23 protein-coding genes are annotated in these 23,202 nt (G+C 44.7%); 16 read left to right on the top strand and 7 right to left on the bottom strand.

Features of this window, described 5'->3' with window-relative positions:
• Positions 1-18: 18 nt before the first annotated feature.
• Genes ACFQZR_RS14980 through ACFQZR_RS14970 form a run of 3 tightly spaced genes read left to right on the top strand, consistent with a single transcriptional unit; the run spans position 19 to position 3,725 of the window.
• A complete protein-coding gene (locus tag ACFQZR_RS14980; protein ID WP_379347165.1) occupies positions 19-1,467 on the top strand; it encodes a spore germination protein in 1,449 nt (482 codons plus the stop codon).
• Between the two features lie 18 nt (positions 1,468-1,485).
• Complete coding sequence (locus ACFQZR_RS14975; RefSeq protein WP_379347163.1) at positions 1,486-2,601, top strand: GerAB/ArcD/ProY family transporter; 1,116 nt, start codon at positions 1,486-1,488, stop codon at positions 2,599-2,601.
• Positions 2,598-3,725, top strand: a complete 1,128-nt coding sequence (locus tag ACFQZR_RS14970) for a Ger(x)C family spore germination protein (RefSeq protein WP_379347161.1) — start codon at positions 2,598-2,600, stop codon at positions 3,723-3,725. The genes ACFQZR_RS14975 and ACFQZR_RS14970 overlap by 4 nt, the downstream gene beginning before the upstream one ends.
• 80 nt (positions 3,726-3,805) lie before the next feature.
• Here ACFQZR_RS14970 and ACFQZR_RS14965 read toward each other — a convergent pair whose 3' ends face one another.
• Positions 3,806-4,021 carry a DUF3955 domain-containing protein gene (locus ACFQZR_RS14965; RefSeq protein WP_379347159.1) on the bottom strand — a complete coding sequence of 72 codons (216 nt, stop codon included), beginning with the start codon at positions 4,019-4,021 and terminating at the stop codon, positions 3,806-3,808.
• A gap of 257 nt (positions 4,022-4,278) precedes the next feature.
• Here ACFQZR_RS14965 and ACFQZR_RS14960 point away from each other — a divergent pair, with 257 nt between their 5' ends.
• From ACFQZR_RS14960 to ACFQZR_RS14915, 10 genes are all read left to right on the top strand, one after another.
• Complete coding sequence (locus ACFQZR_RS14960) at positions 4,279-4,977, top strand: response regulator transcription factor (protein WP_018758287.1); 699 nt, start codon at positions 4,279-4,281, stop codon at positions 4,975-4,977.
• Positions 4,970-6,070, top strand: coding sequence for a sensor histidine kinase (locus ACFQZR_RS14955; protein ID WP_379347157.1), 1,101 nt, complete (start codon positions 4,970-4,972; stop codon positions 6,068-6,070). Before ACFQZR_RS14960 ends, ACFQZR_RS14955 begins: the two co-directional genes overlap by 8 nt.
• A 162-nt stretch (positions 6,071-6,232) precedes the next feature.
• A complete protein-coding gene (locus ACFQZR_RS14950; protein ID WP_379348853.1) occupies positions 6,233-7,060 on the top strand; it encodes a carbohydrate ABC transporter permease in 828 nt (275 codons plus the stop codon).
• A gap of 15 nt (positions 7,061-7,075) precedes the next feature.
• Positions 7,076-7,936, top strand: coding sequence for a carbohydrate ABC transporter permease (locus tag ACFQZR_RS14945; RefSeq protein ID WP_379347155.1), 861 nt, complete (start codon positions 7,076-7,078; stop codon positions 7,934-7,936).
• 25 nt (positions 7,937-7,961) lie between these two features.
• Positions 7,962-9,122, top strand: a complete 1,161-nt coding sequence (locus tag ACFQZR_RS14940) for an efflux RND transporter periplasmic adaptor subunit (protein ID WP_379347153.1) — start codon at positions 7,962-7,964, stop codon at positions 9,120-9,122.
• 31 nt (positions 9,123-9,153) lie between these two features.
• Positions 9,154-10,470: an ABC transporter substrate-binding protein gene (locus ACFQZR_RS14935; protein WP_379347151.1), complete on the top strand. Its 1,317-nt coding sequence runs from the start codon at positions 9,154-9,156 to the stop codon at positions 10,468-10,470.
• Positions 10,471-10,623: 153 nt separating this feature from the next.
• Positions 10,624-11,412: a DeoR/GlpR family DNA-binding transcription regulator gene (locus ACFQZR_RS14930; protein WP_379347149.1), complete on the top strand. Its 789-nt coding sequence runs from the start codon at positions 10,624-10,626 to the stop codon at positions 11,410-11,412.
• Positions 11,409-12,563: an N-acetylglucosamine-6-phosphate deacetylase gene (gene nagA / locus ACFQZR_RS14925; protein ID WP_379347147.1), complete on the top strand. Its 1,155-nt coding sequence runs from the start codon at positions 11,409-11,411 to the stop codon at positions 12,561-12,563. The genes ACFQZR_RS14930 and nagA overlap by 4 nt, the downstream gene beginning before the upstream one ends.
• Before the next feature lie 158 nt (positions 12,564-12,721).
• Positions 12,722-13,588 carry an AraC family transcriptional regulator gene (locus ACFQZR_RS14920; RefSeq protein ID WP_379347145.1) on the top strand — a complete coding sequence of 289 codons (867 nt, stop codon included), beginning with the start codon at positions 12,722-12,724 and terminating at the stop codon, positions 13,586-13,588.
• A 27-nt stretch (positions 13,589-13,615) separates the two neighbouring features.
• Entirely contained in the window at positions 13,616-14,404 is a 789-nt protein-coding gene (locus ACFQZR_RS14915) for a class I SAM-dependent methyltransferase (RefSeq protein ID WP_379347143.1), read from the top strand.
• 69 nt (positions 14,405-14,473) lie between these two features.
• Here ACFQZR_RS14915 and ACFQZR_RS14910 read toward each other — a convergent pair whose 3' ends face one another.
• Genes ACFQZR_RS14910 through ACFQZR_RS14900 form a run of 3 tightly spaced genes read right to left on the bottom strand, consistent with a single transcriptional unit; the run spans position 14,474 to position 18,238 of the window.
• Entirely contained in the window at positions 14,474-15,640 is a 1,167-nt protein-coding gene (locus ACFQZR_RS14910; RefSeq protein WP_379347141.1) for a Ger(x)C family spore germination protein, read from the bottom strand.
• Positions 15,637-17,145, bottom strand: a complete 1,509-nt coding sequence (locus tag ACFQZR_RS14905; protein ID WP_379347139.1) for a spore germination protein — start codon at positions 17,143-17,145, stop codon at positions 15,637-15,639. Before ACFQZR_RS14905 ends, ACFQZR_RS14910 begins: the two co-directional genes overlap by 4 nt.
• On the bottom strand, positions 17,126-18,238 hold the full coding sequence (locus ACFQZR_RS14900; RefSeq protein ID WP_379347137.1) for a GerAB/ArcD/ProY family transporter: 1,113 nt from the start codon (positions 18,236-18,238) through the stop codon (positions 17,126-17,128). The genes ACFQZR_RS14905 and ACFQZR_RS14900 overlap by 20 nt, the downstream gene beginning before the upstream one ends.
• Positions 18,239-18,401: 163 nt before the next feature.
• On the opposite strand from ACFQZR_RS14900, the gene ACFQZR_RS14895 reads away from it, so the two are divergent.
• The 3 genes from ACFQZR_RS14895 (at position 18,402) to ACFQZR_RS14885 (ending at position 20,607) form a co-directional block, all read left to right on the top strand.
• Positions 18,402-18,785: a VOC family protein gene (locus tag ACFQZR_RS14895; protein ID WP_379347135.1), complete on the top strand. Its 384-nt coding sequence runs from the start codon at positions 18,402-18,404 to the stop codon at positions 18,783-18,785.
• Positions 18,786-18,875: 90 nt separating this feature from the next.
• The gene (locus ACFQZR_RS14890; protein ID WP_379347133.1) at positions 18,876-19,727 is read left to right on the top strand and encodes an AraC family ligand binding domain-containing protein; all 852 of its coding nucleotides are present in this window, start codon (positions 18,876-18,878) and stop codon (positions 19,725-19,727) included.
• Complete coding sequence (locus ACFQZR_RS14885) at positions 19,717-20,607, top strand: DMT family transporter (protein ID WP_379347131.1); 891 nt, start codon at positions 19,717-19,719, stop codon at positions 20,605-20,607. The genes ACFQZR_RS14890 and ACFQZR_RS14885 overlap by 11 nt, the downstream gene beginning before the upstream one ends.
• Before the next feature lie 213 nt (positions 20,608-20,820).
• Here ACFQZR_RS14885 and phnE (ACFQZR_RS14880) read toward each other — a convergent pair whose 3' ends face one another.
• From phnE (ACFQZR_RS14880) to phnC, 3 genes are read right to left on the bottom strand one after another with little or no spacing between them, the layout of a single operon-like run.
• Positions 20,821-21,618 (bottom strand): phosphonate ABC transporter, permease protein PhnE, encoded by a 798-nt coding sequence (phnE, locus tag ACFQZR_RS14880; RefSeq protein WP_379347129.1) that lies wholly within the window; start codon positions 21,616-21,618, stop codon positions 20,821-20,823.
• Complete coding sequence (phnE, locus tag ACFQZR_RS14875) at positions 21,615-22,427, bottom strand: phosphonate ABC transporter, permease protein PhnE (protein ID WP_379347127.1); 813 nt, start codon at positions 22,425-22,427, stop codon at positions 21,615-21,617. The genes phnE (ACFQZR_RS14880) and phnE (ACFQZR_RS14875) overlap by 4 nt, the downstream gene beginning before the upstream one ends.
• On the bottom strand, positions 22,424-23,194 hold the full coding sequence (gene phnC / locus ACFQZR_RS14870; RefSeq protein ID WP_379347125.1) for a phosphonate ABC transporter ATP-binding protein: 771 nt from the start codon (positions 23,192-23,194) through the stop codon (positions 22,424-22,426). Before phnC ends, phnE (ACFQZR_RS14875) begins: the two co-directional genes overlap by 4 nt.
• Positions 23,195-23,202 lie beyond the last annotated feature (8 nt).

Below are 23,202 nucleotides of genomic sequence, written 5' to 3'. Positions count from 1 at the left end.
AGAAAGGTGCGGATTGAAATGACAGACTTCGTTGACACATTACGAGACCAATTCGCATTACGATTTCAGGATCATACGAAGATTGTTATTCGTGCCATTTCATCCAATACGGCTGTATGTTATTTGCCTGAACTTGTGGACACAGACATGCTAAACAAGTTCATTCTTGCGCCGCTGCTGCAAGTGAAATGGATTTCGAATTCTGAAGACCTTATGCGAATATTGACGGTTGGAGAAGTTAAGCCATTAGAATCGTTGAACGAGGCCATTCCTCTCATGATGAAGGGGTGGGCTTATGTCGCGACACCGGATATAGGAGTCATCGCGAATGTAGCTAATCTGCCAAAACGGCAGATCGGCGCTCCCGAGAATGAGACGACGATCCTTGGCCCGATGCTCGCTTTTTCCGAGTCGATTGAGACCAGTACAGCGTTACTGCGTTCATCGATTCCAGATCCATCATTACAGAATGAGGAGCTACACTTTGGGAATAAGCGACATACCCTTGTTCGGCTGATGTTCATGTCGGACCGTGTTGAAGAGAGCTGCGTCAATGTGGTACGACAACGGATCGAACAGCTTCAGAACAATGATGTCACGGGAAGCGCCGAACTGCTGCACATGATTCAAGACAACGACGGCAGCATTTTTCCGCAGATGTTGTTAACAGAGCGCGTAGACTTGGCTAGCCACTCGCTGCTTGAAGGAAAAATCATCATACTCGTTGACGGAAGTCAGTTAGCGATTATCGGCCCGGCGGAATTTACGGATTTTTTCTTGTCCACGGAAGATCGCTATATGGGCTGGGGCATCGGGACATTTCTCCGCTGCCTGCGGATGCTCGCACTATTTATCTCGGTCTATTTAACACCGGCCTATGTGGCTGCATTAACGTTTCACTATGAGATCATTCCATCTTCTTTGCTCGTGTCTCTCATTGAATCGAGATCAAAAGTGCCGTTTCCGCCCTTATTCGAGACGCTAATTCTTGAGATTACGATGGAATTGCTTCGGGAAGCTGGTGCAAGGCTGCCTACAAAGGTTGGTCAGACGATGGGTATCGTTGGGGGTATCGTGATCGGACAAGCGGCAGTGCAAGCAGGCTTTACGAGCAACATTCTAATCATGCTCGTTGCGCTTGCAGCACTGGGCTCCTTTGCTACACCGAATTATTTTATGAGCAGTACACTCAGGCTCGTACGTTATCCAATGGTCATTTTTGCAGGTTTCTGGGGTAGCATTGGGATCGTTTTTATCTCTCTCTTGGTGGTGATCCATTTAATTCGTCAGACGAGCTTAGGGCAACCTTATTTTTACGCCATTCACCCGAAGGACCAATCGAATACGTTAAGCCAAGATATGCTAATGCCTGAGCCTAAGGGGCTGACCTCGACAGGACACAGTATCCGTAAATTTATCAAGTCATTCCGTTTATCCTCGTTATGGGCGGGGGATATCGACAACTAACTTAGTTAAGGTGGAAAAATGACCAATCCTGAACATACACCAGCCAAATACCAGTTCAAGGCACATATGCTGTTGTTCCTGATTCCCAGTGTTCAGATTGGCGTTGGGATCTTTGGATTCCAGCGGTACATCTACAAGGAATCAGGGCATGATGCATGGATCTCCGTTATCCTCGCCGGCATTGTAACCCATATTGTGATGTGGATGATGATCACGACCATGAAGAAGAACAATGATGATGATCTGTACGATATCCATCGTACGTTGTTCGGCAAATGGATAGGTAATGCATTAAGCGTTGTTATCATGCTATATTTCATCACGAATATGACAGCCATTGTTCGAACCTACATCGAAGCCGTACAATCGTGGATTTTCCCTGATTTCCCAACTTGGTTGTTAGGCCTAATCTTAGTCGTCTTGATGGTTTATGGCAGCCTTGGCGGGATCCGTGTCGTACTGCAGCTTAGCTTTATTAGTTTTATTCTGATCGCGGCAACGACGATCTTGTTCTATTACCCGCTGCAATACGCAGATTGGCGGCGTCTGTTGCCGGTCTTTGATACCACGGTACAGCATTTGGTCGCGGGAGCGTTGAAGATGGGCTTTACGATCGCTGGATTTGAAGTGATTTTCTTCTTATATACCCTTGTGAAAGATAAAGACAAGGCATTACGGTATGCCCAGGGCAGCATTTTATTCAGCAACTTGCTGTACCTCCTCATTATGGTGATCTCCATTGTATATTTCAGTGAGAATCAGATGCCTAAGACGATCTGGGGCTCGATCAACTTATTAAAGATCATTAAGTACCCGTTCTTGGAACGGATCGAGTTCATCGCAATCCCATTCTGGATGTTCGTCGTCGTACCGGGATTTATGATGCTGGCATGGATTCTCGTCCGGGGAACGACCAGGATTTTCAAATGGAACCAGAAGCTCACGATTTATGGTATCGCAGCCGTCGTACTCATTGCTTCTACATGCTTCCAGAATCGTCGGCAAATTGATCAGCTGAATAATTATATCGGACAATATTCGGTTGTTGTATCGTATTACTATCCATGCTTGTTGTTCATCATGACGTATATTCGTCAGTGGTGGAAGGATCACAAAGGGAGTAAGGAATCATGAAATCGAAGTGGAAGATTGCCGTGCTTATCATCATAAGTTTATGCCTGCTTGTAGGTTGTGTGGGGACCAGTGTGCTAGAAAAGCTCGGTCTTAGTGTAGCAGTCGGGTTTGACGGATTACCGAATAACAAGCTCAATGTCACGTCCGTCATACTTAATCCCACAACAGAATCTGCCAAAAAATCCAAAGTGATATCTACGATTGCGAACAGCACTAAGGGTGCACGGATTAAAATCAATAGTATGATATCGCACAGCTCCGTCAGTGGGCAAATTCGTGTTGTCATATTTGATGATCAATTGGGTAAGGCAGGCGTTTCCGATGTGGTCGAAAATTTGACTCGGGATCCTTTTATGGGCGACAGTATTTATCTAGCCATGAGCAATGGATCGGCGCACGAATTATTATCGCATAACTATCCACAAATTCCGGATATTGGAACGCATTTGTATGAGATGATTCAACAGCACATCGAGGATGATTGGGTTCCCTCCTGTACCGTTCAGGATTATCGTAGTGCGATGTACAGCATCGGCTCGGACGCGGTCCTTCCCATTCTGATGAAGAAAGATGATAGCGTTGAAATATCGGGACTCGTCCTCTTCCGAGATGATAGGGCTGTGGGCACCATCGCGCCAAGCGAGGGGTATTTGCTCAAGCTGCTTCGAGGCAAACAGAAGGAATATTTACAAGAAATCGGTATTGACCGTATTGAATTAGAGCCGCATTTGGTGAGTCAAAAGGGCGGAAAAGTACGTGTCGTTATTTCCAATATTGGGAGCAAGGTTCGTATCCGTCTTACCTCCATGAAGCCGCTCCAGTTCCATGTACGAGTACATATGGATGTAGAATTGCAGGAGATTACAGACCGATATGATTTCAGCAAAAATGAAGCGAAGAAACTTCTTGAGAAGAAGATCGGCGAAGAGCTGCAAAAAGAAACCGATCAACTGATCCAGAAGCTGCAGCGTATGAATTCGGATGCGATCGGTTTCGGAAATGTATATCGGAGCAGTGTAAGGAATGCCCATCTCACACGAGATAAATGGGGAGAAAAATATCAAAAAGCGAAAATTCAAACCCAATTCCATGTGAATCTCATTCGTACGGGGACAATTGAATGAAGCTGGAGATCGTCTTAAACAAAGCGTGACGACGCAAAAAAAACGACATCCTTCCTTAACGAGGGGGATGTCGTCTTTTGTTATCTTTGCCGTATCTTCTTCATCGTCGAGGTGATACCTGTGTACAGCATAGCAATAATGCCGCTGAAGAAGAATAGATAACCGATTGGGATGAGAAAGAAGGGTTCATGCAATGTCCCGTCAGAATCAACACTAGACCCGATCATTGCATAGATTGCTAAACATAGAACGCCAAGAAGCAATGGAATAGACGCGATCACAAATTTTCTTTTCATGTGTATATCTCCTTTTATACCGATCTCGTTGTTTAATCTCTTTTGTATTCCTGAATGTCATCCTTGTTTTACGATAACATTGATATTAATTCAACAATAATTATTAGTCAATAATTAATTATCGTAAAACAATAAATAATGATCGTGATTCAAAAAACAAATCGTATTAGCATCTCGATGTGATTCAACGCTTGGAAGTAAAGGAATGAATTTGATATAATGGTGCAATTGTTAACTATACGCAGAGGATGGATATCATGAAACAGATTACGGTTCTAATCGCAGATGATGAAGCAGAGATTGTTGATCTGATTTGCCTGCATTTAGAGAAAGAAGGGTATGCGATCATTAAGGCGTCGGACGGTCAAGAAGCAATTCATGCGGTGCAAACCCATCATATTGATCTTGCGATATTGGATATCATGATGCCCAAACTAGATGGATACGAAGTCACCCGCCAAATTCGAGAGCATAATCCGATGCCAATCATCTTCGTAAGCGCGAAGGCAACCGATTTAGATAAAATCACGGGTCTTGTACGAGGGGCGGATGATTATGTAACCAAGCCATTCAACCCGATGGAGCTGATCGCTCGCGTGAATGCACAGCTTAGACGTTTCAAACATTTGAATCAACCAGCGCCCGTCGCCGGTTCAACCGTGCTGGAAGTTGGAGGTGTGATGATAAATCTGGATCAGCGTTCGGTCACGTTGTATGGAGAACCGATCGATTTAACCCCCAAAGAATTCGATATTCTATATCTGCTCGCCAGTTATCCGAAGAAGGTGTTTAGTGCGGAGAATATTTTCCAGCAAGTATGGGGTGAAGCTTACTATGAGAGCGGCAACACGGTCATGGTGCATATCCGGGGCTTGCGCAAAAAGCTGAAGGAAGATATGAACAAGAACAAATTGATCAAAACCGTGTGGGGGGTAGGGTACACGTTCAATGGGTAGCATGTTAAGAAGCTTTCGCTCCAAAATGATCTTAATATTCGGACTAAGTATGCTCTTAGCGGGAAGTATCATTTACGGCTTGTACAAAATACTTCAGCTCTATTATCATACCCAAGTGAAATTTGAAGATTATGAGACTAGAATTCGTTATTTTATCCGAGAAGTCGGCGATATCAATTTCTTCTTGATCTTTTTTATTCCCTTAGCAATTCTCTTTTTCTTCTTGCTGACGAAGCGTTATGCAACTTATTTCCGTGAAATATCCAATGGGATTCGAAATTTAGCCAATGGCGAATTCGAGAAACGTGTAACGGTATCGTCTCGTGATGAATTCGGGGATATTGCAGCAGACATTAACATCGCTGGTGAAAAATTGTTGGAAGCTGTCTCAAGAGGAGATTTTGCGGAGACCAGCAAAGATCAACTGGTGTTAAACTTGGCCCATGATCTGCGTACGCCGTTAACTTCTGTCATTGGGTATTTGGACTATATTCTGAAGGACGAGCAATTGTCGCAAGAGCAAGCGCGGCACTATACGAGCATTGCTTACGCCAAGTCTCAGCGTCTTGAGAGATTGATCGATGAATTGTTCGAGATTACGAGAATGAATCACGGCATGGTGCAAATTGAGAAGAAACCAATCGATCTCGCCGCGCTGCTGGAGCAGTTGTCCGAAGAATTATATCCGCTATTTGAGAAGAATAACTTAGCATCCCGCTTACAGGCATCATCGCAGTTAATGATTATGGGGGATGGAGACCTGCTCGCCCGCGTGTTCGAGAATTTATTAACGAATGCGGTTCGTTATGGCAGTGACGGTAGATTCGTTGATATTCATGCATTCCCTGATGCAGGTGACATTGTGGTTCAAGTAATCAATTACGGGAACGCGATCTCACCGGAAGAACTACCGCATCTATTCGAGATGTTCTACACCGGCGACAAATCACGGACGCATCATGAGGGCAGCACCGGTCTTGGTCTATTTATCTCGAAAAATATCGTATCACAGCATAATGGCACGATCACGGCCGACAGCAGCATCATACGTACCATCTTTGAAGTGCGATTACCGCAAGCTGAAGTGAATTAAGGAAAATTTAATGATTACCCCATTTCTTTTTAAAATGTTTCACCTATCCTTGTCGTAGTAGGGAGGGGAACACGGTTGAAAAAGAAATGGGGTTTTTGGCTTGCGTACATAAGAAAGTTCAACTTGGATAAATGGATTCGCAGTGATTCTGCAGCGGCCTGGATGTTCCTTGCGCCTAGCTTGATCGGGTTCGCCTTGTTTTATGTGATCCCGTTCGCTACGGGTGTCGGGTACTCATTAATGGATAGCACGATCAATGGCCAATTCGTCGGCTTGGATAATTATCAAGTACTGATGGCAAGCGACTCCTTTCGCAAAGCCGCGTCCAATACCTTCTGGTTCACCGTAGTAACGGTTCCGGTGATCATCGCGATTTCACTTGGATTAGCCATGCTATTAAATCAGAACATCTACATTCGCAATGCCCTGAGAACGGCATATGTATTGCCGCTTGTGGTTCCCGTAGCATCCATTGTTGTAATCTGGCAGATCCTGTTTGATTGGAATGGATCGCTCAATGCATTGCTTCAAGATTTTGGCATCGGACGTATCGATTGGATGAAGACAAGTGCTGCGAGATATGTTGTGATCGCCGTGTATTTATGGAAGAACGTCGGGTATAACATTATTTTATTCTTGGCAGGACTCCAGCAAATCCCTAAAGATTACTACGAAACCGCTGACTTGGAAGGGGCGGGGCGTCTTCGGCAGTTCAGGAGCATCACGTTGGTCTATTTAACATCGACGATGTTCTTCGTCATCATCATGTCCATTATCAATTCGTTCAAGGTATTCCGGGAAACATACCTGATTGCAGGTGATTATCCCCATGACAGCATTTATATGCTTCAGCATTATATGAACAATACGTTCATTTCGCTCGACATTCAGAAGTTAACGGCAGCGGCAACCATGATGGTAGGGTGCATATTGATCATCGTCATCCTATTGTTTGCGCTTGAACGAAGGTTCCGACAGTTTATGGAATAGCAGGAGGTGAACCAAGTGCAAAAAACGAATGTAGGGTCAAAAATAGCATTAACAGGTTTGATGTCGATCATCGCACTATCCTTGCTGTTTCCAATCGTGATTACTTTCACAAATTCCTTGACTTCGGCGAGTGAAATCAGCATGAATTACGACGCAATCGGGAAGATGAACACATCGGAATTCGTCAATCTGAAGCTTCTGCCAGATGTTGTGACTTTCGAGCAATATCATAAAATTTTAGTAGATAGTCCTAGATTTCTCTTGATGTTCTGGAACTCCATATATATGGTTGTACCGATCATTGCAGGGCAGACACTGGTGGCAGCGTTCGCTGCATATGCGTTCTCCAAGCTGCAATTCCGCGGAAGGGATCAGTTGTTTCTTGTGTATGTGTTGACGATGCTCATGCCGTTCCAAGTTACGCTCGTACCTAATTATATTATTGCGGATCGTTTGGGACTGATGAATACATCAAGCGCAATGATATTACCTGGTATTTTCGCAGCATTCGGCGTGTTTATGCTTAGACAATTCACGATGAATATTCCGTATGCCTATATCGAAGCAGCCAAAATCGATGGTGCTGGTCACATTCGAATTTTCTGCAGGATTATTATCCCGATGATTCAGCCAGGAGTCGCAGCCCTTATCGTTCTATTATTCGTCGATTACTGGAACATGGTGGAACAACCGCTGATTTTCTTGGATGAACCGTTCAAGATGCCACTGTCCGTCTTTCTATCGAGAATTAATCAGGAAGAGAAAGGCGTTGCATTCGCAGCATCCATGCTCTACATGACACCCATGGTGCTGTTATTTCTTTATGCGGAATCTTACTTTATCGAAGGCATTCAACTGTCCGGTATTAAAGGGTAGTTGGTACGGTTAGGAGGCTAACGTAATGGGGTCAATAGAGATATTAGATCAACGCAAACGCAATCGGAAGATTCGAATGATCTTCATTATTTTTATGGCAGCACTCTTGATATTTACCATTTATAGCAACACGCTGCAATCTCTGACGCTGCCGAAAGTAAGAGCGGAGAAAGCGATTCTAGGCAGTATCGAGCATTCGCTCGAGGGGAGCAGTGTGTTGCAACCGCTAGCGGAAGCGAAGCTCTTGAATCCTGCTGGTTGGAAAGTAACTGCTATTGCGGTCAAAGAAGGAGATCGAGTGAAGAAAGGACAGTCCCTAATCACCTATGACAGCAAATCAGCGGAACAAGAACTGAAAGACGAGGAAGCACAATTAGCCAAGCTTAAGTTCGACCTGCAGAATAGCCAAGACCAATTTATTGCATACGCAACGGATGGCGACGAAGCGAAGGTTCGCAGCACTAGACGCGATATCGAAATGCGCAGAATCGATCTTGGTGTACAGGAGAGAAAGATTCATTCGCTGCAAGACAAGCTCGAGAATAACAATAAGCTGACCGCGCCTTTCGACGGTGTCGTCACGAAATTGAACGCTGTTGAAGGGATGGCATCGATCGGAGAACCAGATGTTCAAGTTGCGAATAACCTTCGCGGATTTCGCATGGAGGTCATGGTCGATTCCTCGCTCATGACCAGCCTGGGGATCACGTTGAAGGAGAAAGTACCGATTGAGATCCGATCCGACGCTAGTCAACAAGTCAGGACTATCGAGGGAACGGTCTACGACATCGCTGATGCAGCGCCGCGAATAGACACGTCATCGAATCAAGAGACGAAGACGCCAGCAGTGGTCGCACAGAAAATCATTCATGTGCAAGTAATCGATTCTCAGCTGAAGGGGGGTGAACAGGCTGTCATCAAACTGACGAAACGCTCAGCACAAGAGGGTTTAATCCTCTCGAATGAGGCGATTCACCAGGATCGAGAGGGCCAATATATATACCGGATAGAACAGAAGAAAGGCGCACTTGGCAATGAATTTATTGTTCGTAAGACCAAGATCCAATCCAGTGAATCCAATGACAAAGAAACATTGATCATGTCATTTGATTTTAACATGAATGATCTGATCATTCTGGAGAGTACGGAGCCGTTACAGAACGGCAATCGTATCCGACTGCAATAACATTGATCTAGGAGAAGAGAGGAATCATACGATGAAAAAACAAATGCTGACAGGCATGATGTGTATCTTAATCGCGGCGACGACCGCTTGTGGTAGTGGAGATGACTCCAGCAAGAATACGGCTAGTAAAGAGAAACGAAAGAGCAATGACGGCAAGACGATTGTTACCCTGCGTTCACTCACGGTCAATCCTTACTTCGAGGCGTTAGAGAAGAAATTCGAACAGAAGTATCCGGATATCGACTTGCAAATTCAAGCTTATCTTGGCATTGATGAGGAAATGACGGAATCATCAGCTGAAAAGTATCTTAAACAGACGAATTCAGCGATGTTATCGGGGGAAGGCGCAGACATCATTGAAATGAGCTATTTGCCGGTCGAGAAATATGTGACTAAAAATATGCTTGTCAATATGAGCGATCGGTTAGAAGCCGATAAAACGTTGAATAAAAGCGATCTGAACATGAATGTGTTGAATGGGATGAAAATGAATGGAGGCTTGTATTCCGTTCCAACTTCATTCTTCGTCGGTACGTTTGTCGGGGATGGAGATGCTCTTACGAAGACAGTCAAGGTGGACGAGAAGAACTGGACGTGGACACAGTTCGAGGATGTGGCGCGCAAGTTCAAGGCGAGCAGCCAAGGGGATCGATTCGCGCTGGCGAGTTACGCGCCGGAACGATTCCTACAAATCTTGATTAAGAATAATCTTACTGATTTCATAGACGCCGAGAATCATCAGGCGAAATTCGATACACCGTTATTCGTGCAAAGTCTGGAACAAATAAAAAAGATGTATGACGAAAAAATCTTGTCGGCAAATGAAGGCAAGCCGAGCAGCCAATTGTTCTATCATACATATCTATACTCGCCTTTGGATGTGGCTGAAGTGGCATTCCGATTCTATGCGAATCCGAAATTATTGCCTACCCCGCATACGAAGGAAGATGTACCTGGTACGACCTTCTTAATACCGAACCAACTTGGGATATCAGCCAATTCACCGGTTAAAGATGAAGCATGGAAGTTCATTGCATTCCTTATGTCGGAAGAAGCGCAATCCTTGAAGGAAAGAGAAGGCTTCTCTCTTCTCACATCGGTCAATGAACAGACGCTTCAAGACATCGAGAAGCGCGTTAAGAACGGTGAGATCACAACGAAAATGACGGTTCGCCACTTCGATGAACTGAAGCAGCTCATTCAATCTGCGAGCAGCTTGGCTAAGGCGGACGATAAGATGTTATCCATTATTGAAGAAGAATCTAAATCGTATTTCAGCGGTCAGAAGTCGGCGAAAGAAGTGGCAAAGCTGATTCAGAATCGTGTAACGACGTATATAAATGAGTAGTTGGGCAACAGTTGAAAATGGATGTTGAGTGTGATGGATCTACTGCGATGCGGTGGGTCCATTTTGTTTACTTATAAATACTTATTGAAATTCGAATAATGCTTATATATACTTATTATATTGATTAAATTGCCGAATGAGGAGGGAATGGAGATGTTCCAAGAGGAGAGATTATTGAAAATCTTAGCTTATTTAAAAGCGCATCAATCCATGAGCGTTGGCGAAATTTGCTCGCATTTCCAAGTATCGCGAGATACGGCACGTCGAGATATTGTTAGGTTAGTTCAAGAAGGTGTTGTAGTACGAACGCATGGGGGGGTGGCCCTGCCAGAGCTTCAGAAGGAGCTCTCATCCTATCAAGATCGTCTCATCGAGGAATCTTCCAGCAAAGACGAGATTGGCCGACTCAGCGCCAAGCTGATTCGCGATCATGAGACGGTCTACTTGGACGTCTCGACGACGGTTCAATTTGTCGCGGAGCATGTTGAGGCCAAACAGATTACCGCGGTTACCCATTCCATCGATAACGTTAGCATTCTATCCAAACGTGAGGATCTGAGTATTTATGTGCTCGGCGGTTATCTGCACATCCAGAACCGCCTCTTATCCGGTCCTTCTGTCGTCGATAAAATTCGCGAAATTCGCGCCGACAAAGCATTTATCGGAGCAACGGCCATTCGCCCAGACGGACTCTATTATCCGTATGAAGAAGATGTCAGGGTTAAGAAAGAAATGGCTAGGCAGTCTGATCAAGTGATTCTTGTCGTGGATCATACGAAATTCGGGGCGAAATCGAGATTCAAGCTCGATTTTGAGTACGTCGATATTATCGTGACTGATCAACCGGTTTCAAGCGAAATGAGAGAACTATTGGATGCTAGAAATATTACGCTGATCGAGTGCACGACAGAAAATCCACAGGATGGAGCTGAATCGCGATGAATCATAAGATGATCACAAATGTGAACGTATTGCTGCCGCATCAATTATTATCTTCAGCTACGGTCTGGGTTGCAGATGGAAAGATCGAGCGAATTGAGACGCAAGAGAGCCTGCAAATCGATGACAAATACGAACGTATCGATGGTCAAGACATGTGGCTGATCCCTGGCATGATCGATGTTCATATTCATGGCGCTAATGGATACGACATGATGGATGGAACCGAAGCCAGTATTCAAGAGGTATCTCGTGCATGTGCAGCAACAGGTTGCACATCGTTCTTAGCAACTTCCGTGAGTTCCACGATAGAAGATTTGCTGAATATGATTCGCAGCGTGAAATCGGTGATTGGTCATGAGCATGGGGCGAGGATCGTGGGCATTCACTTGGAAGGGCCGTACTTGAACCCGAAGCGCAAAGGGATGCAGAATGAGAAGTATCTTCGTCATCCTGATCTTGAAGAAATGAAGCTTATTTTCCAGGAAGCGGGTTCACTCATTAAGATGGTGACGATTGCGCCGGAATTGCCGGGTGGATTAGAACTAATATCTTATTTGAAAGAACAAGGAGTTGTCATAGCTGTAGCGCACTCCGATGCGACGTACGAGGAGGCAAAAGAGGCATTTGGCGCGGGCGCAAGCCATGTGACGCATTGCTTTAACGGGATGCGACCGATTCATCATCGAGATCCCGGTCTCATCGTCGCCGCATTCGAGGAACCACATGTGAGCCTGCAAGCAATTGTCGATCAAGTTCACTTGCATCCTGCAATCGTCAGGCTGATGCATCGCATCAAAGGGCCTGAAGGGATGGTGCTCATAACGGACGCGCTTCAAGCGATGGGACTTGGCGATGGGGATTACCTATTCGGCGGCCATCATGTTCATGTAACGGAGGGGATTGCTAGGCTAGCCGATGGTACTTTGGCATCGAGTACGGTAACGATGAATGAAGCGCTGCGTCTGACAGTTGAGAACGGAATACCCTTCATCGATGCGGTGCAGATGGCATCGACATCACCCGCGCGGATCTTAGGATTGTCGAGTAAAGGGAATATTGAAGTCGGATTCGATGCGGATTTCGTCTTGCTTAACGAGAAATATGAAGTGCAATGGACCATGATCGAAGGCGTCATTTCATGTAAAGCCTGATATGTTCAGGCTTTTCTTTTTGATATTCTCGACCTCTTCCTATGTAGTCGATTTAGCAAAATTGGAACAGCAGCTTCTCTTCCTGACAGCTATAATATGTTCAAATGACATCACCGCGCGGAGAAAGGAAAGATGATGCATTGAATTACGCAGAGGATATGAGGCGAAGTATCGCTTATATCGAAATGAACTTGAAAAAGGATCTAAATGCCAATGAGATCGCAGATCATATTGGATATTCGGTTTATCACTTTTGCAGAGTGTTCAGCATGGTTCAAGGCGTGCCGCCAATGGACTTTGTCCGTAAGAAGAGATTGAATCAAGCCAGGAGGGAGCTGCTTTTAGGCCGCAAAGTCATTGATATTGCATTGGAATATGGTTTTGAAACGGCAAGCGGCTTCTCCAAGGCCTTTCGTAAAGAATTTGGCTACAGCCCCACGGTATACATTGCCAAGATTAACAACTTCAGTACAACTCAATCTGCATCGAGTACAGGAGGGTTTCAAATGAATCCAATGATCACGAGTAAACCTGCATTCAAGGTGGCAGGGTATGGCATTCGAACTAACATTGCAAGCGGTTATACCAAAGATATCGCAGCTTACTGGGACACGTATATCGGTGAGAATCTAGAGAACAAAATGTATACCCAGTTGAATCCGCCAGCGCATGGGGAGGTGGGGATCTGTATTCCTTCCTCGGATGATGGCAATATCATCTATTTATTTGGTGTCATTGTTGAAGATTACGCCAAAGTTACACCAGATATGATGACATGGGAAGTACCAGAAGCGAAATATGCCATCTTCACTACGCCCCCCGTTGATAACATGGATTCAGCGTCTTCCTATGATGCGGATCCACTCTCAACAGCAGTGAAGGCAACTTGGAAATACATTTTCGAGGAATGGTTCCCAAGCAGCGATTATGCCTATGATGAATCCAAACTTGACTTTGAATTCTATGATGAACGCTGCCACGGATTGAAAGATGCTGTCATGGATATTTATGTTCCGATTAAGTAACAGGCGGCAGGGAGAGGAATGGAGCTCATGGACAAACACTATTATGGTGATTTATGTTCATTGTATTACGATATTGACAAGCCAACAGCACCGAGCGAAGAATTGAACTATTTGTTATCTTTTGCATCGAAAGAAATGAGAATCTTAGAACCGATGTGTGGTTCGGGACGATTTATTATTCCATTTGTGGAACGAGGATACCTCGTCGATGGATTTGATGTATCGAAAGATATGATTGCAAGGTGCCGGGATAAACTACGCTCGATGGATTCATCATCTCGAATTGATTTATGCGATTTTGCAGCGTTTGACTCGAATAGAGAGCTTTATGACCTTATTTTTATCGCAGCAGCATCTTTTTCATTGCTTACGGACAGAGCTGTGATCGACCAAGCTTTACAAATGATGAAACATTCTCTGAAATCATCCGGACGAATTGTTCTCAGTGTGATAACCGATTTGGAATATCGCAACAATTCTTCCTCTCATGTAGATGAGGCTAAACTCGAATCTGATGCGGAACATCAAGGTAAGAAAGTAAGAAAAGGCTCAATCGAAGTGGTGCTCAAAGGGGATTCGACCTATGATGCCGAAGAGCAAATTCAATCCTCTACATTGTCCTACGATCTTTATGTGGATGGTCGGTATGTTCGTACAGAAGTTGAGGATTTTAATCTGAGGCTGTATCACCCGAACGAGCTAGAGGATATTGTTGAGCAGTGCGGGTTGCACATCGATCACAAATATACGAATTTTGATAAGAATCAATTTGATTTTCTTAACGCTGATGTCATCATGTATGAGCTGCGAAAATAAGGAGAAAGACTTCTGGTGGGATCCTTGAAAGGGGAGATCCCACAGAAGTCTTTTTTTGTACGTGGTTCTTTATCTTCTCAGCTTTATCATGCCGGCGTTTTTAAGCTTCACTCTGACATCAACACGATCGATCATATCCGGACGAAGTCGAATCGTCTGCCCTTTCTGATGACGATTCCAATAATTCACATGCTGACGGTAAATTTCTTCGCGAATGGAGAATAAATCGACGCCCTTCTGAACCCCATCGCGAAATGTTTTTAGTATTTCATTGCGGATATCTTGCTCTGCAAGCTTTTCCATTTTGTGCGGTTGCATATCTGTAAGTGCCTCTTCAATCGAACCGTCAATGAGTAACTGAATTGTGACCTTTGGGATTTGCTGAGGGCCTTCTAGCTTTACAGTAATTTTACTCTCAGGCACATTGAGTGCTAGCATCGCTACAGTCTTCTTATGGGGTTCGATTTGGAGTGCGGTATGTACAACATTTTTTGAAGCCCACCGTAATCCCGTAATGTCTTTTTTAGCCCACCAACCTTGAAACTGATCCTTATCCATCGCAAAGAGTCCATCAATTGCATAAGCTTCCTTTGGTTTCAAATCTTCAAACCAGTGATCTTTATTGAGCGAAATACTAGGAAGGAGCAGCGTAGAGCCTGGACGCAACCAGTTGATGAACATTTCTCTCAGTGACATGGGTTGAATGTAGGACTGCTGCAAATAGACCTCCTTTGGTTGATGAAGGATGGAATTTATGGGTGACAAGTTGAACGTGGTTGGTGCAGCGAACAGCTCTTTTATGGAGCTCCGAGTCCCATATACCCAAGGAGAGAATCGAATCTCATGATACCGCAGCATCGAATCGGTCATTCTACGGAGATTCTGCTTCATCGCACGTTCATGAAAGACGACCGCACTGATATGCTCCCAAATGATAGGCAGCTGTGACGCTGTGAAAATATCATTCACCGCCGCGTCGAGCGTGTCACCTTCACCTCGTCCTGTCCAGACCGGAATGTGTTCTTTGGATTTTGCGCCTTCTTGCTTCGCAACGTTGGTAAAGTCCAAGGATTGTGAATAGACGACAAACTTGTTATTCTCATAATCAACCCCCATTGCCGTGACATAGTTCAAATCTTGAATGTTCTTCTTATCCCAGCATCCGGTTAAGGTTATTGTTAGCAACAAAAATATACCTATCGTGAACAAACTCATGATTCGTCGCGAATAAGTCATGTCTCATCTCCTTGCCTCGTCTCATCCATTGGGTGAATATAATGGGGACGTTTTCCATTTTGAGAACGAGGAAAAGCCACAATGGACTTAAACATATCACGGAAAGAAGGCGGTGAAATGGGGGACAAATAGGATATTCCAAAGGATTCTAATGTGGACAAATACAGCAATATCCCTAACATGGAAATAAAAAATCCAAACATACCAAAATAATTCGACATGAGCAGCACTCCAAATTTAAGGATACTAACGGTTCCACTTAAGGATTGATTCACGAGTGTGAATGTGGCAACCGCATTGACTGCTGCAACAACTAACATGGTTGGGGAACCCAATCCTGCACGAATCGCCGCATCCCCTACAATTAATCCACCTACAACGGCAACGGTTTGTCCAACGGCTTTAGGCAAGCGGGCCCCAGCTTCACGAAAGATCTCGAATAATCCTAGCATAAGTATCAATTCCATAGCTGCAGTGAAGGGGAGTCCCATTCGTGCAGTTGTCACTGTGGCCAGCAGCGGAAGCGGAAGCTGCTCGACGTTAAATGCACATAATGCTAACCAGAATCCAGGTATGAAAATGGATATGATTAGCCCAATTACGCGTAATAGACGTTGAAATGTTACGAAGAAATAGGGAAAATGGACATCTTCAGGTGATTTCAGCTCAAATAAGAGATCAGCTGGACCGATCAATGCCATGGGGACGGTATCCACAATAATGGAAAATCGGCCTCGAACCAATGCCTGTACGACATAATCTGGCCTTCCGATATAATCCAACAACGGGAACAAGGAATATTTCGAATCTCCCAGAGCTTCGCCAAGCTGGTTACTGCTAACAACCGAATCCAGGTCAATCTTGGATAAGCGCTGTTTCACGGTTTCGATCATTTTTTTATTGGCAACATCCTCCAAATATAACAAGGCGATATTCGTCTGTGATCGTCTTCCGATGATACGGGTTTCTATTTTTAGCGATTCGGTCTTAAGACGTTTGCGAATTAACCCAAGATTGGTCGTTATGTTCTCTGTAAACCCATCTTTCGGTCCTTTGATCGAAATTTCAGTGCTTGATTCTTCAGGTGTGCGATTGGGGGCATCTGAAATATCCAGTGTGTAGAATACATTCTGAAGAGGTACGCATATGAGCAAATACCCGCTGAATACCTTAGTTATTGCCTCATGAACACCTTTGGAAGCATCAATCTTCTCAATGGCTAGGAGTGGGTTATGTTCTAATTCCTCTGTCCAATGATGGTTAAGCAGCATTTGATGAATTTTTGGAATAATGAATTGATTGATCTGCTTGTGGTCGGTCACACCATCACACCATACAAGATTGATCTCCATCACAGATAAATCTGTACCGAATACGAGGGAATGGTATTCGATATCTGCGCAATTGGATAAGCGTTCTCTCAGATTCGCATAGGTTAACGGCATACCAGGTGTAGGATTTAAGGTATCAGATTGTTCTATCGGATTACTGGGTTGATGGGTCATGGGGTTTAATCCTCCTGTTAGCATGATGTAACCGGGTCAGCAGACAAAGGATGAAAGATAAGATAATAATGCCTATCGTCGTGATTGGATAGTAGTACGAATACAACCAATTCATAAACACCATATCACTCATACTGAACTGTACAGCAAGGATCAGAGCGATAGATACGGATATGCAAAAAATGAATTTAGGGAGCTTGCTCCGGATGGGCGTAAGATCGTAAATGAAAAATATCGCCAGGGAAATACGAATAAACGCTCCAGATAACCATTGATAAATGGATATAAAATCCAAATGATTGATATACTTGCCGATCGTAACTAGACGCCATTGTTCAAAGACAGGAAACCGTAGCTCCATGGCAATTTCACGACCAAAGTTCGCGATGGAACCTAGATAAGGACCGATCGTTAATCCAGCAAGACATATCGCAAGAATTGCTAAGCCTCGATAGCTAGCCTTCGTCGAGAGATGATGCTGTAGTAAGAGGAACATGAACAGTTCCACCATGCCTGCTCCAGGGTATAGCATACCTCTTAGGATCGGGTAGAAGCCATTCTCGAGTATAGGCGTGATCAAGCTGTAATCTTTATATTGAAAGTTCACTCCCATGACAAAATAACCAAGTATAAGGACAACTGGCAGCAAAGCGCCTGCACAGATGGCAATAGAACGAATCCCGGCAAGTGCCGCTAATGAGCATAGGATGGTCAAAATCGTTGCGAGCATGAAGACAGGAGTTTTCGTTAGGTAGGATGTGTTCGTCCAATTGGCCGTATCTTTTAAGGACACGAAGGCAACGGAGAATAAATACACAAGCAGAATCCCAACGATGATCCAGGCTATGAAAGAGCCAGATTGTTCTTTCAACCACGAATAGATGGGGCGTGTCCCTTTACGGTTCATAACATAGAGCAAGGCAGGAATCCATAGGAAAGCGATGCACATGACAAGTAAAATACTGATCCAGCCATCGTTTCCCGTACTTTGGAGTAGAAGCGGGATAATATGAACATGGTTAAGTAATCCGGTCGATAAGATCATGATCATGCAGGCTTGAAAAAAAGTAACGGATTTTGTGCCAGCTTTCATAGTGAACTCCTAACATTGCAAGATGGTGTTAATGTGCTCCAACACCTGTGAAATCATTCCATTGCGAGGGGGAATTTGTCGCCAAAATCCATTGTGAATGGTTACGAATGGATGGTAAGATCGGGAAGACGCTGTGTAAAATGAAGTCTAAGGAGAGAAGGAAATGATTGAATATTTGAACATCCATCATGTGAGTCTCGCAGTACGCGATTTAACGAAAGCCAAACAGTTTTATAAAGAGATTCTTCAGTTGCAAGAATTGACGCGTCCACCGTTTCAATCCAATGGGGCATGGTATGCCATCGGCGATCAGCAGCTTCATCTCATCGAAAATCCGGAAGGCGAGGCGCTTCGGAAAGGTCCGATTCATACACAAGATAGTCACTTTGCAGTGTGGGTGAAGAGCTATCGAGATACGATAGACTGGTTGGAGCAATCGGGGATACCCTATGAAGCCAGACCAGAGAGCGTTGCGGGATTTTCACAGATTTACATTCTAGATGTCGATCATCATATCATTGAGTTCGATGCACCCTATGGTTCCTAAGTTGACTTTCGAAGAGCAACATCATACAAGAAAAATGAACATCTTTGATCTATAATGAGAACACATTGACGGAGAGAAGGTGTAGAGATTTTGTCTCACGAGTTGCGCGAGATCCGCTTCGATGCAGACCTGCGGGTGGAAGCGTACCGTTTTGAAGGCATTATGCAGAATTTCCCCAATCACTTTCATGACTACTATGTTATTGGCTTTATCGAGCAAGGGAAAAGGCATGTCATATGCAACAATGAGGAGTTTATTGTAAATAGCGGCGATGTCGTGATCTTCAACCCTCATGACCCACATGCTTGCGCACAGATCGACGGGAGATCTCTGGATTATCGTTCGTTGAATATACAGCCCGAAGTGATGCGTCAATACGTCATGGAGATTACAGGGATGGCCCGTTTCCCGCGCTTCACCAAGGTGGTTCTTTATCATAGTGAGCTCGCAGATTCGCTTCGCGATTTACATCGTATGATATGTGACGAACAGCCTGATTTCAAAAAAGAAGAGCTCATGATGCTGCTTATCGAGCAATTACTAATCGATTATTCAGATGTAGAGACCCTGGGTCCTGATCGGGAACTGAGCGCTGAAATCATCGCAATGTCAGATTACATCGATGCGAACTACATGAGGAATATCAAGTTGGACCATTTCAGTCAATTAACGGGGTTAAGTAAATATCATCTGGTTCGTTCTTTCACGAGAGAGAAAGGGATCTCACCGTACAGCTATCTGGAGACGACGCGGATCATCAACGCCAAGAGGCTTCTAGAATCAGGCGCGTCACCAAGTGAAGTGGCTTTTCTATGTGGCTTTAGTGATCAGAGTCATTTTACGAAATTTTTCAAAAAGCTGATCGGGTTAACACCTAAGCAATATATGCGGGTATTTGTTAGTGAACAGGGATCAAGGCGGTTTACACTTTATGGGGGATAAACGTAACATCACAGCCGGGCATTTATTAGCCTTCATGACCATTATCATCTGGGGAACGACCTTTATCTCGACGAAAATCTTATTAGTCGATTTCACTCCGATGGAGATATTATTCTTTCGGTTTCTTTTAGGATATCTAGTCTTGTTCCTTATTTATTCACGGAAGATTCGAACCCATTTCTTTCAAGAGGAGCTCCTGTTTATGGGGGCAGGGCTTTGCGGAGTGACCTTATACTTTTTATTGGAGAACACCGCGCTAATCTACACGCTAGCTTCCAACGTAGGCGTTATCGTAACGATTGCCCCGTTCTTCACCGCGTTATTCGCACACTTCTTCTTAGAAGGAGAGAAGTTGAACGTTCGCTTTATGATTGGGTTTGTTATCGCGCTCGCAGGAATCATAGCCATCGGATTTAACGGCAGTGTCCTGCTGCAGCTGAATCCCGTTGGCGACATCCTTGCTTTTCTTGCACCTATCGTCTGGGCGATCTATTCCGTATTGATGCGCAAAATTAGCGGTCTCGGTTATCATACCGTCGGAAGCACCCGTAAAGTGTTTTTCTATGGACTAATCTTTATGGTGCCCGCACTGTTCCTATTTGATTTCCGACTTGGTCTGGACCGATTCTATGATCTCACGAATGTAGGGAATCTTCTATTCTTGGGTTTGGGTGCTTCAGCCTTATGTTTCGTCACATGGAACCTTGCGGTAGGTATCCTCGGAGCCGTCAAGACAAGTATATACATATATGTTGTACCTGTAATTACTGTTGCAGCTTCTGCGCTCATTCTGCATGAGACACTCACCTGGGCCACCTATGTGGGAACTTTCTTAACGCTGGTTGGCTCGTACATCTCAGAGCGGAGTAGGAAGCAATGATCATTTCGTCGTCCTTAAATTGTTTGCAAAAAAGTGGGTATAGTCCTCGGACTGCACCCACTTTTTCATTGTAGAGCCTCTTAGTAACGTTGTTGGTATATAAGAGAGAACAAGGAATTTGAAAATACTTAATAACATTAATAAATATATTTAATGTACTTAAATAAATAAATGAAATGATGGGGTTATTCATTCGAATTTTTTAATTCCAAATCAAATAATTCTTTTACGTAATTTGCCGGAGATGATGTCAGTCAGCGTGATAAGTATTACGACCCCAAGGAGAATAATACCGACTCGATTCCAATTCCGTACTTGCAGCGCAAAGATGAGTGGCGTTCCGATCCCTCCAGCACCAACGAGCCCAAGCGTAGTCGCTGAACGGATGTTGATCTCGAAACGGTAAAGTGAGTAAGACAGGAATTGGGGTATGACTTGTGGGATGACAGCATATCTCAGCACTTGCAGGCGATTGGCTCCACAAGCAAGTAAGGCCTCTTGAGGTCCGCGATCAATGCTCTCGATCGTCTCGGAATACAATTTCGCGAGCATGCCTATGGAGTGAATACCTAGTGCGAGCACGCCTGCGAATGCTCCGGGTCCTACGGCTTTGATGAACAAGATGGCGACGATTATTTCCGGAAATACGCGGATTACGCTGAGCAGGATTTTACCGCTTCCAGATACCGCGAGGCGTCTGCTCATATTCGTGGATGCCCAGAAGGCAAAAGGGATGCATAATATCGCAGATACAAAAGTGCCAAGGATCGAAATGATTAACGTGTCTAATAATCCACGAAGCAGATCTTCGCCATCTGGAATATACACATACGACCAATCCGGATGCAGGAATCCATTGATAATGGAGAGCATCACTGTTTTCGTTGTGGATTGAACGCCTTCAAAGTGCATGCCTTGAAACGCCCAGTAGTAGATAGCAAGAATAACAATGATAATAAGCCAAAAGCGAATTCGACGGCTCATCGGTTTATAAGCTCTTGTATCTCTCATAGTAGACTCCTCCGAATTCTCGTACTGCCGTAATCAATGGCAAGCACAATGACGAGTGTAATCAGGATGATCATGGATGCACGATCGTAACGGAAGAGTCCCAGGGAACGATCGAGTAATATGCCGATTCCTCCAGCACCAACTAATCCAAGTACGGATGCCGCACGGATATTCACCTCGAACGTATAGAGGAAATAAGAGACGAAATAAGGAAACGCTTGAGGTACCACGCCGAACATAATTACTTGCAATCGGTTCGCGCCAACGGCAGTCATCGCTTCCAGCGGGCCAGGATCAATCGCTTCAATGGATTCGAACGTCAGCTTCGCAATAATCCCGAACGAGAAAAAGAGAAGTGCGAGCATACCAGCGAAAGGTCCAATGCCGAACATCGCGACAAATATCGATGCAAAGAGCAGATCGGGTATCGTACGTACTAAGTTCAAAATGACACGCATCGGTATCGAAACCCACTTGTTCGGCATCATGTTATAGGCACATAAGAGAGCTACGGGAATGGCAAGAATACCGCCTAACGTTGTCCCTACAATCGCGATCTGAATGGTCTCCATTATCGGTTGCCATATGGTAGGTATGTAACTCCAATCGGGAGGAATCATTTCCTGTAGAAGGCTGCCCATTTGAGGCAACCCGGTCATTAACTTGTAGGGCGTGGCATGAATATGAATCGAGCAAAGAATAAACACGACGATGATCAACAACCATGTAGCTATTCGCTTGTACCGTCCTCTGATCAGCTGAATATCAGGAGTGGATTTCCGTCCTGATCCAGGCGCAGCGGGCTTCATACTTCGCCTCCCAGCATTTCGTCGTGTCGAATCGATCGACCGTATATATCTGCAAAGGCTTCGTCGGTTGCCTGTTCCGGCGACCCGTCGAATACGACTTCTCCCGCGCGTAGACCAATAATTCGCGTTGCGTATTCACGGGCTAAATCAATGAAATGCAAATTAATTATCGTCGTTATTCTCATCTCTTGATTGATCCGCTTCAGATCATCCATGACCTGACGGGTCGTCAAAGGATCCAGGGAAGCAACTGGCTCATCCGCTAGAATAATCTTGGCTTCCTGCGCTAAAGCCCTCGCAATCGACACCCGTTGCTGCTGACCGCCGGACAGTTGATCGGCGCGGATATATGCCTTCTCTCGGATATTAACCCGTTCCAGCGCATGTAGAGAGAGTTCGATATCTTCTCGCGGGAACATCCCGAGCATCGTTCGGAATGTCGAATGATATCCAACCCTGCCAGATAGAACATTATTTAGCACGGTTGCGCGCTTAATTAGGTTGAAGCTCTGGAAGATCATGCCGATATCGCGTCGAATCCGGCGCAGCTCCTTATCCTTGGCATGCGTAATAGATTTGCCTCCTACTTGGATGTCGCCTTCTGTAATGTCATGTAATCGGTTAATCGACCGAAGCAAGGTGGATTTCCCTGCTCCGGATGAACCGACGATGACGACAAGCTCACCTTCTTCAATGGTTAGATTAATATGGCGAAGTCCAATGGATCCATTCGGATAGGTTTTCGATACATTATGGAATTGAATCATACAAGTCC

It is taken from the genome of Paenibacillus sp. GCM10027629, assembly GCF_042676425.1.
GTDB lineage: Bacteria > Bacillota > Bacilli > Paenibacillales > Paenibacillaceae > Paenibacillus_K > Paenibacillus_K terrigena.
The sequence above is the reverse complement of the archived record's forward strand: the minus strand, read 5'-3'. Positions and strand labels throughout refer to the sequence as shown.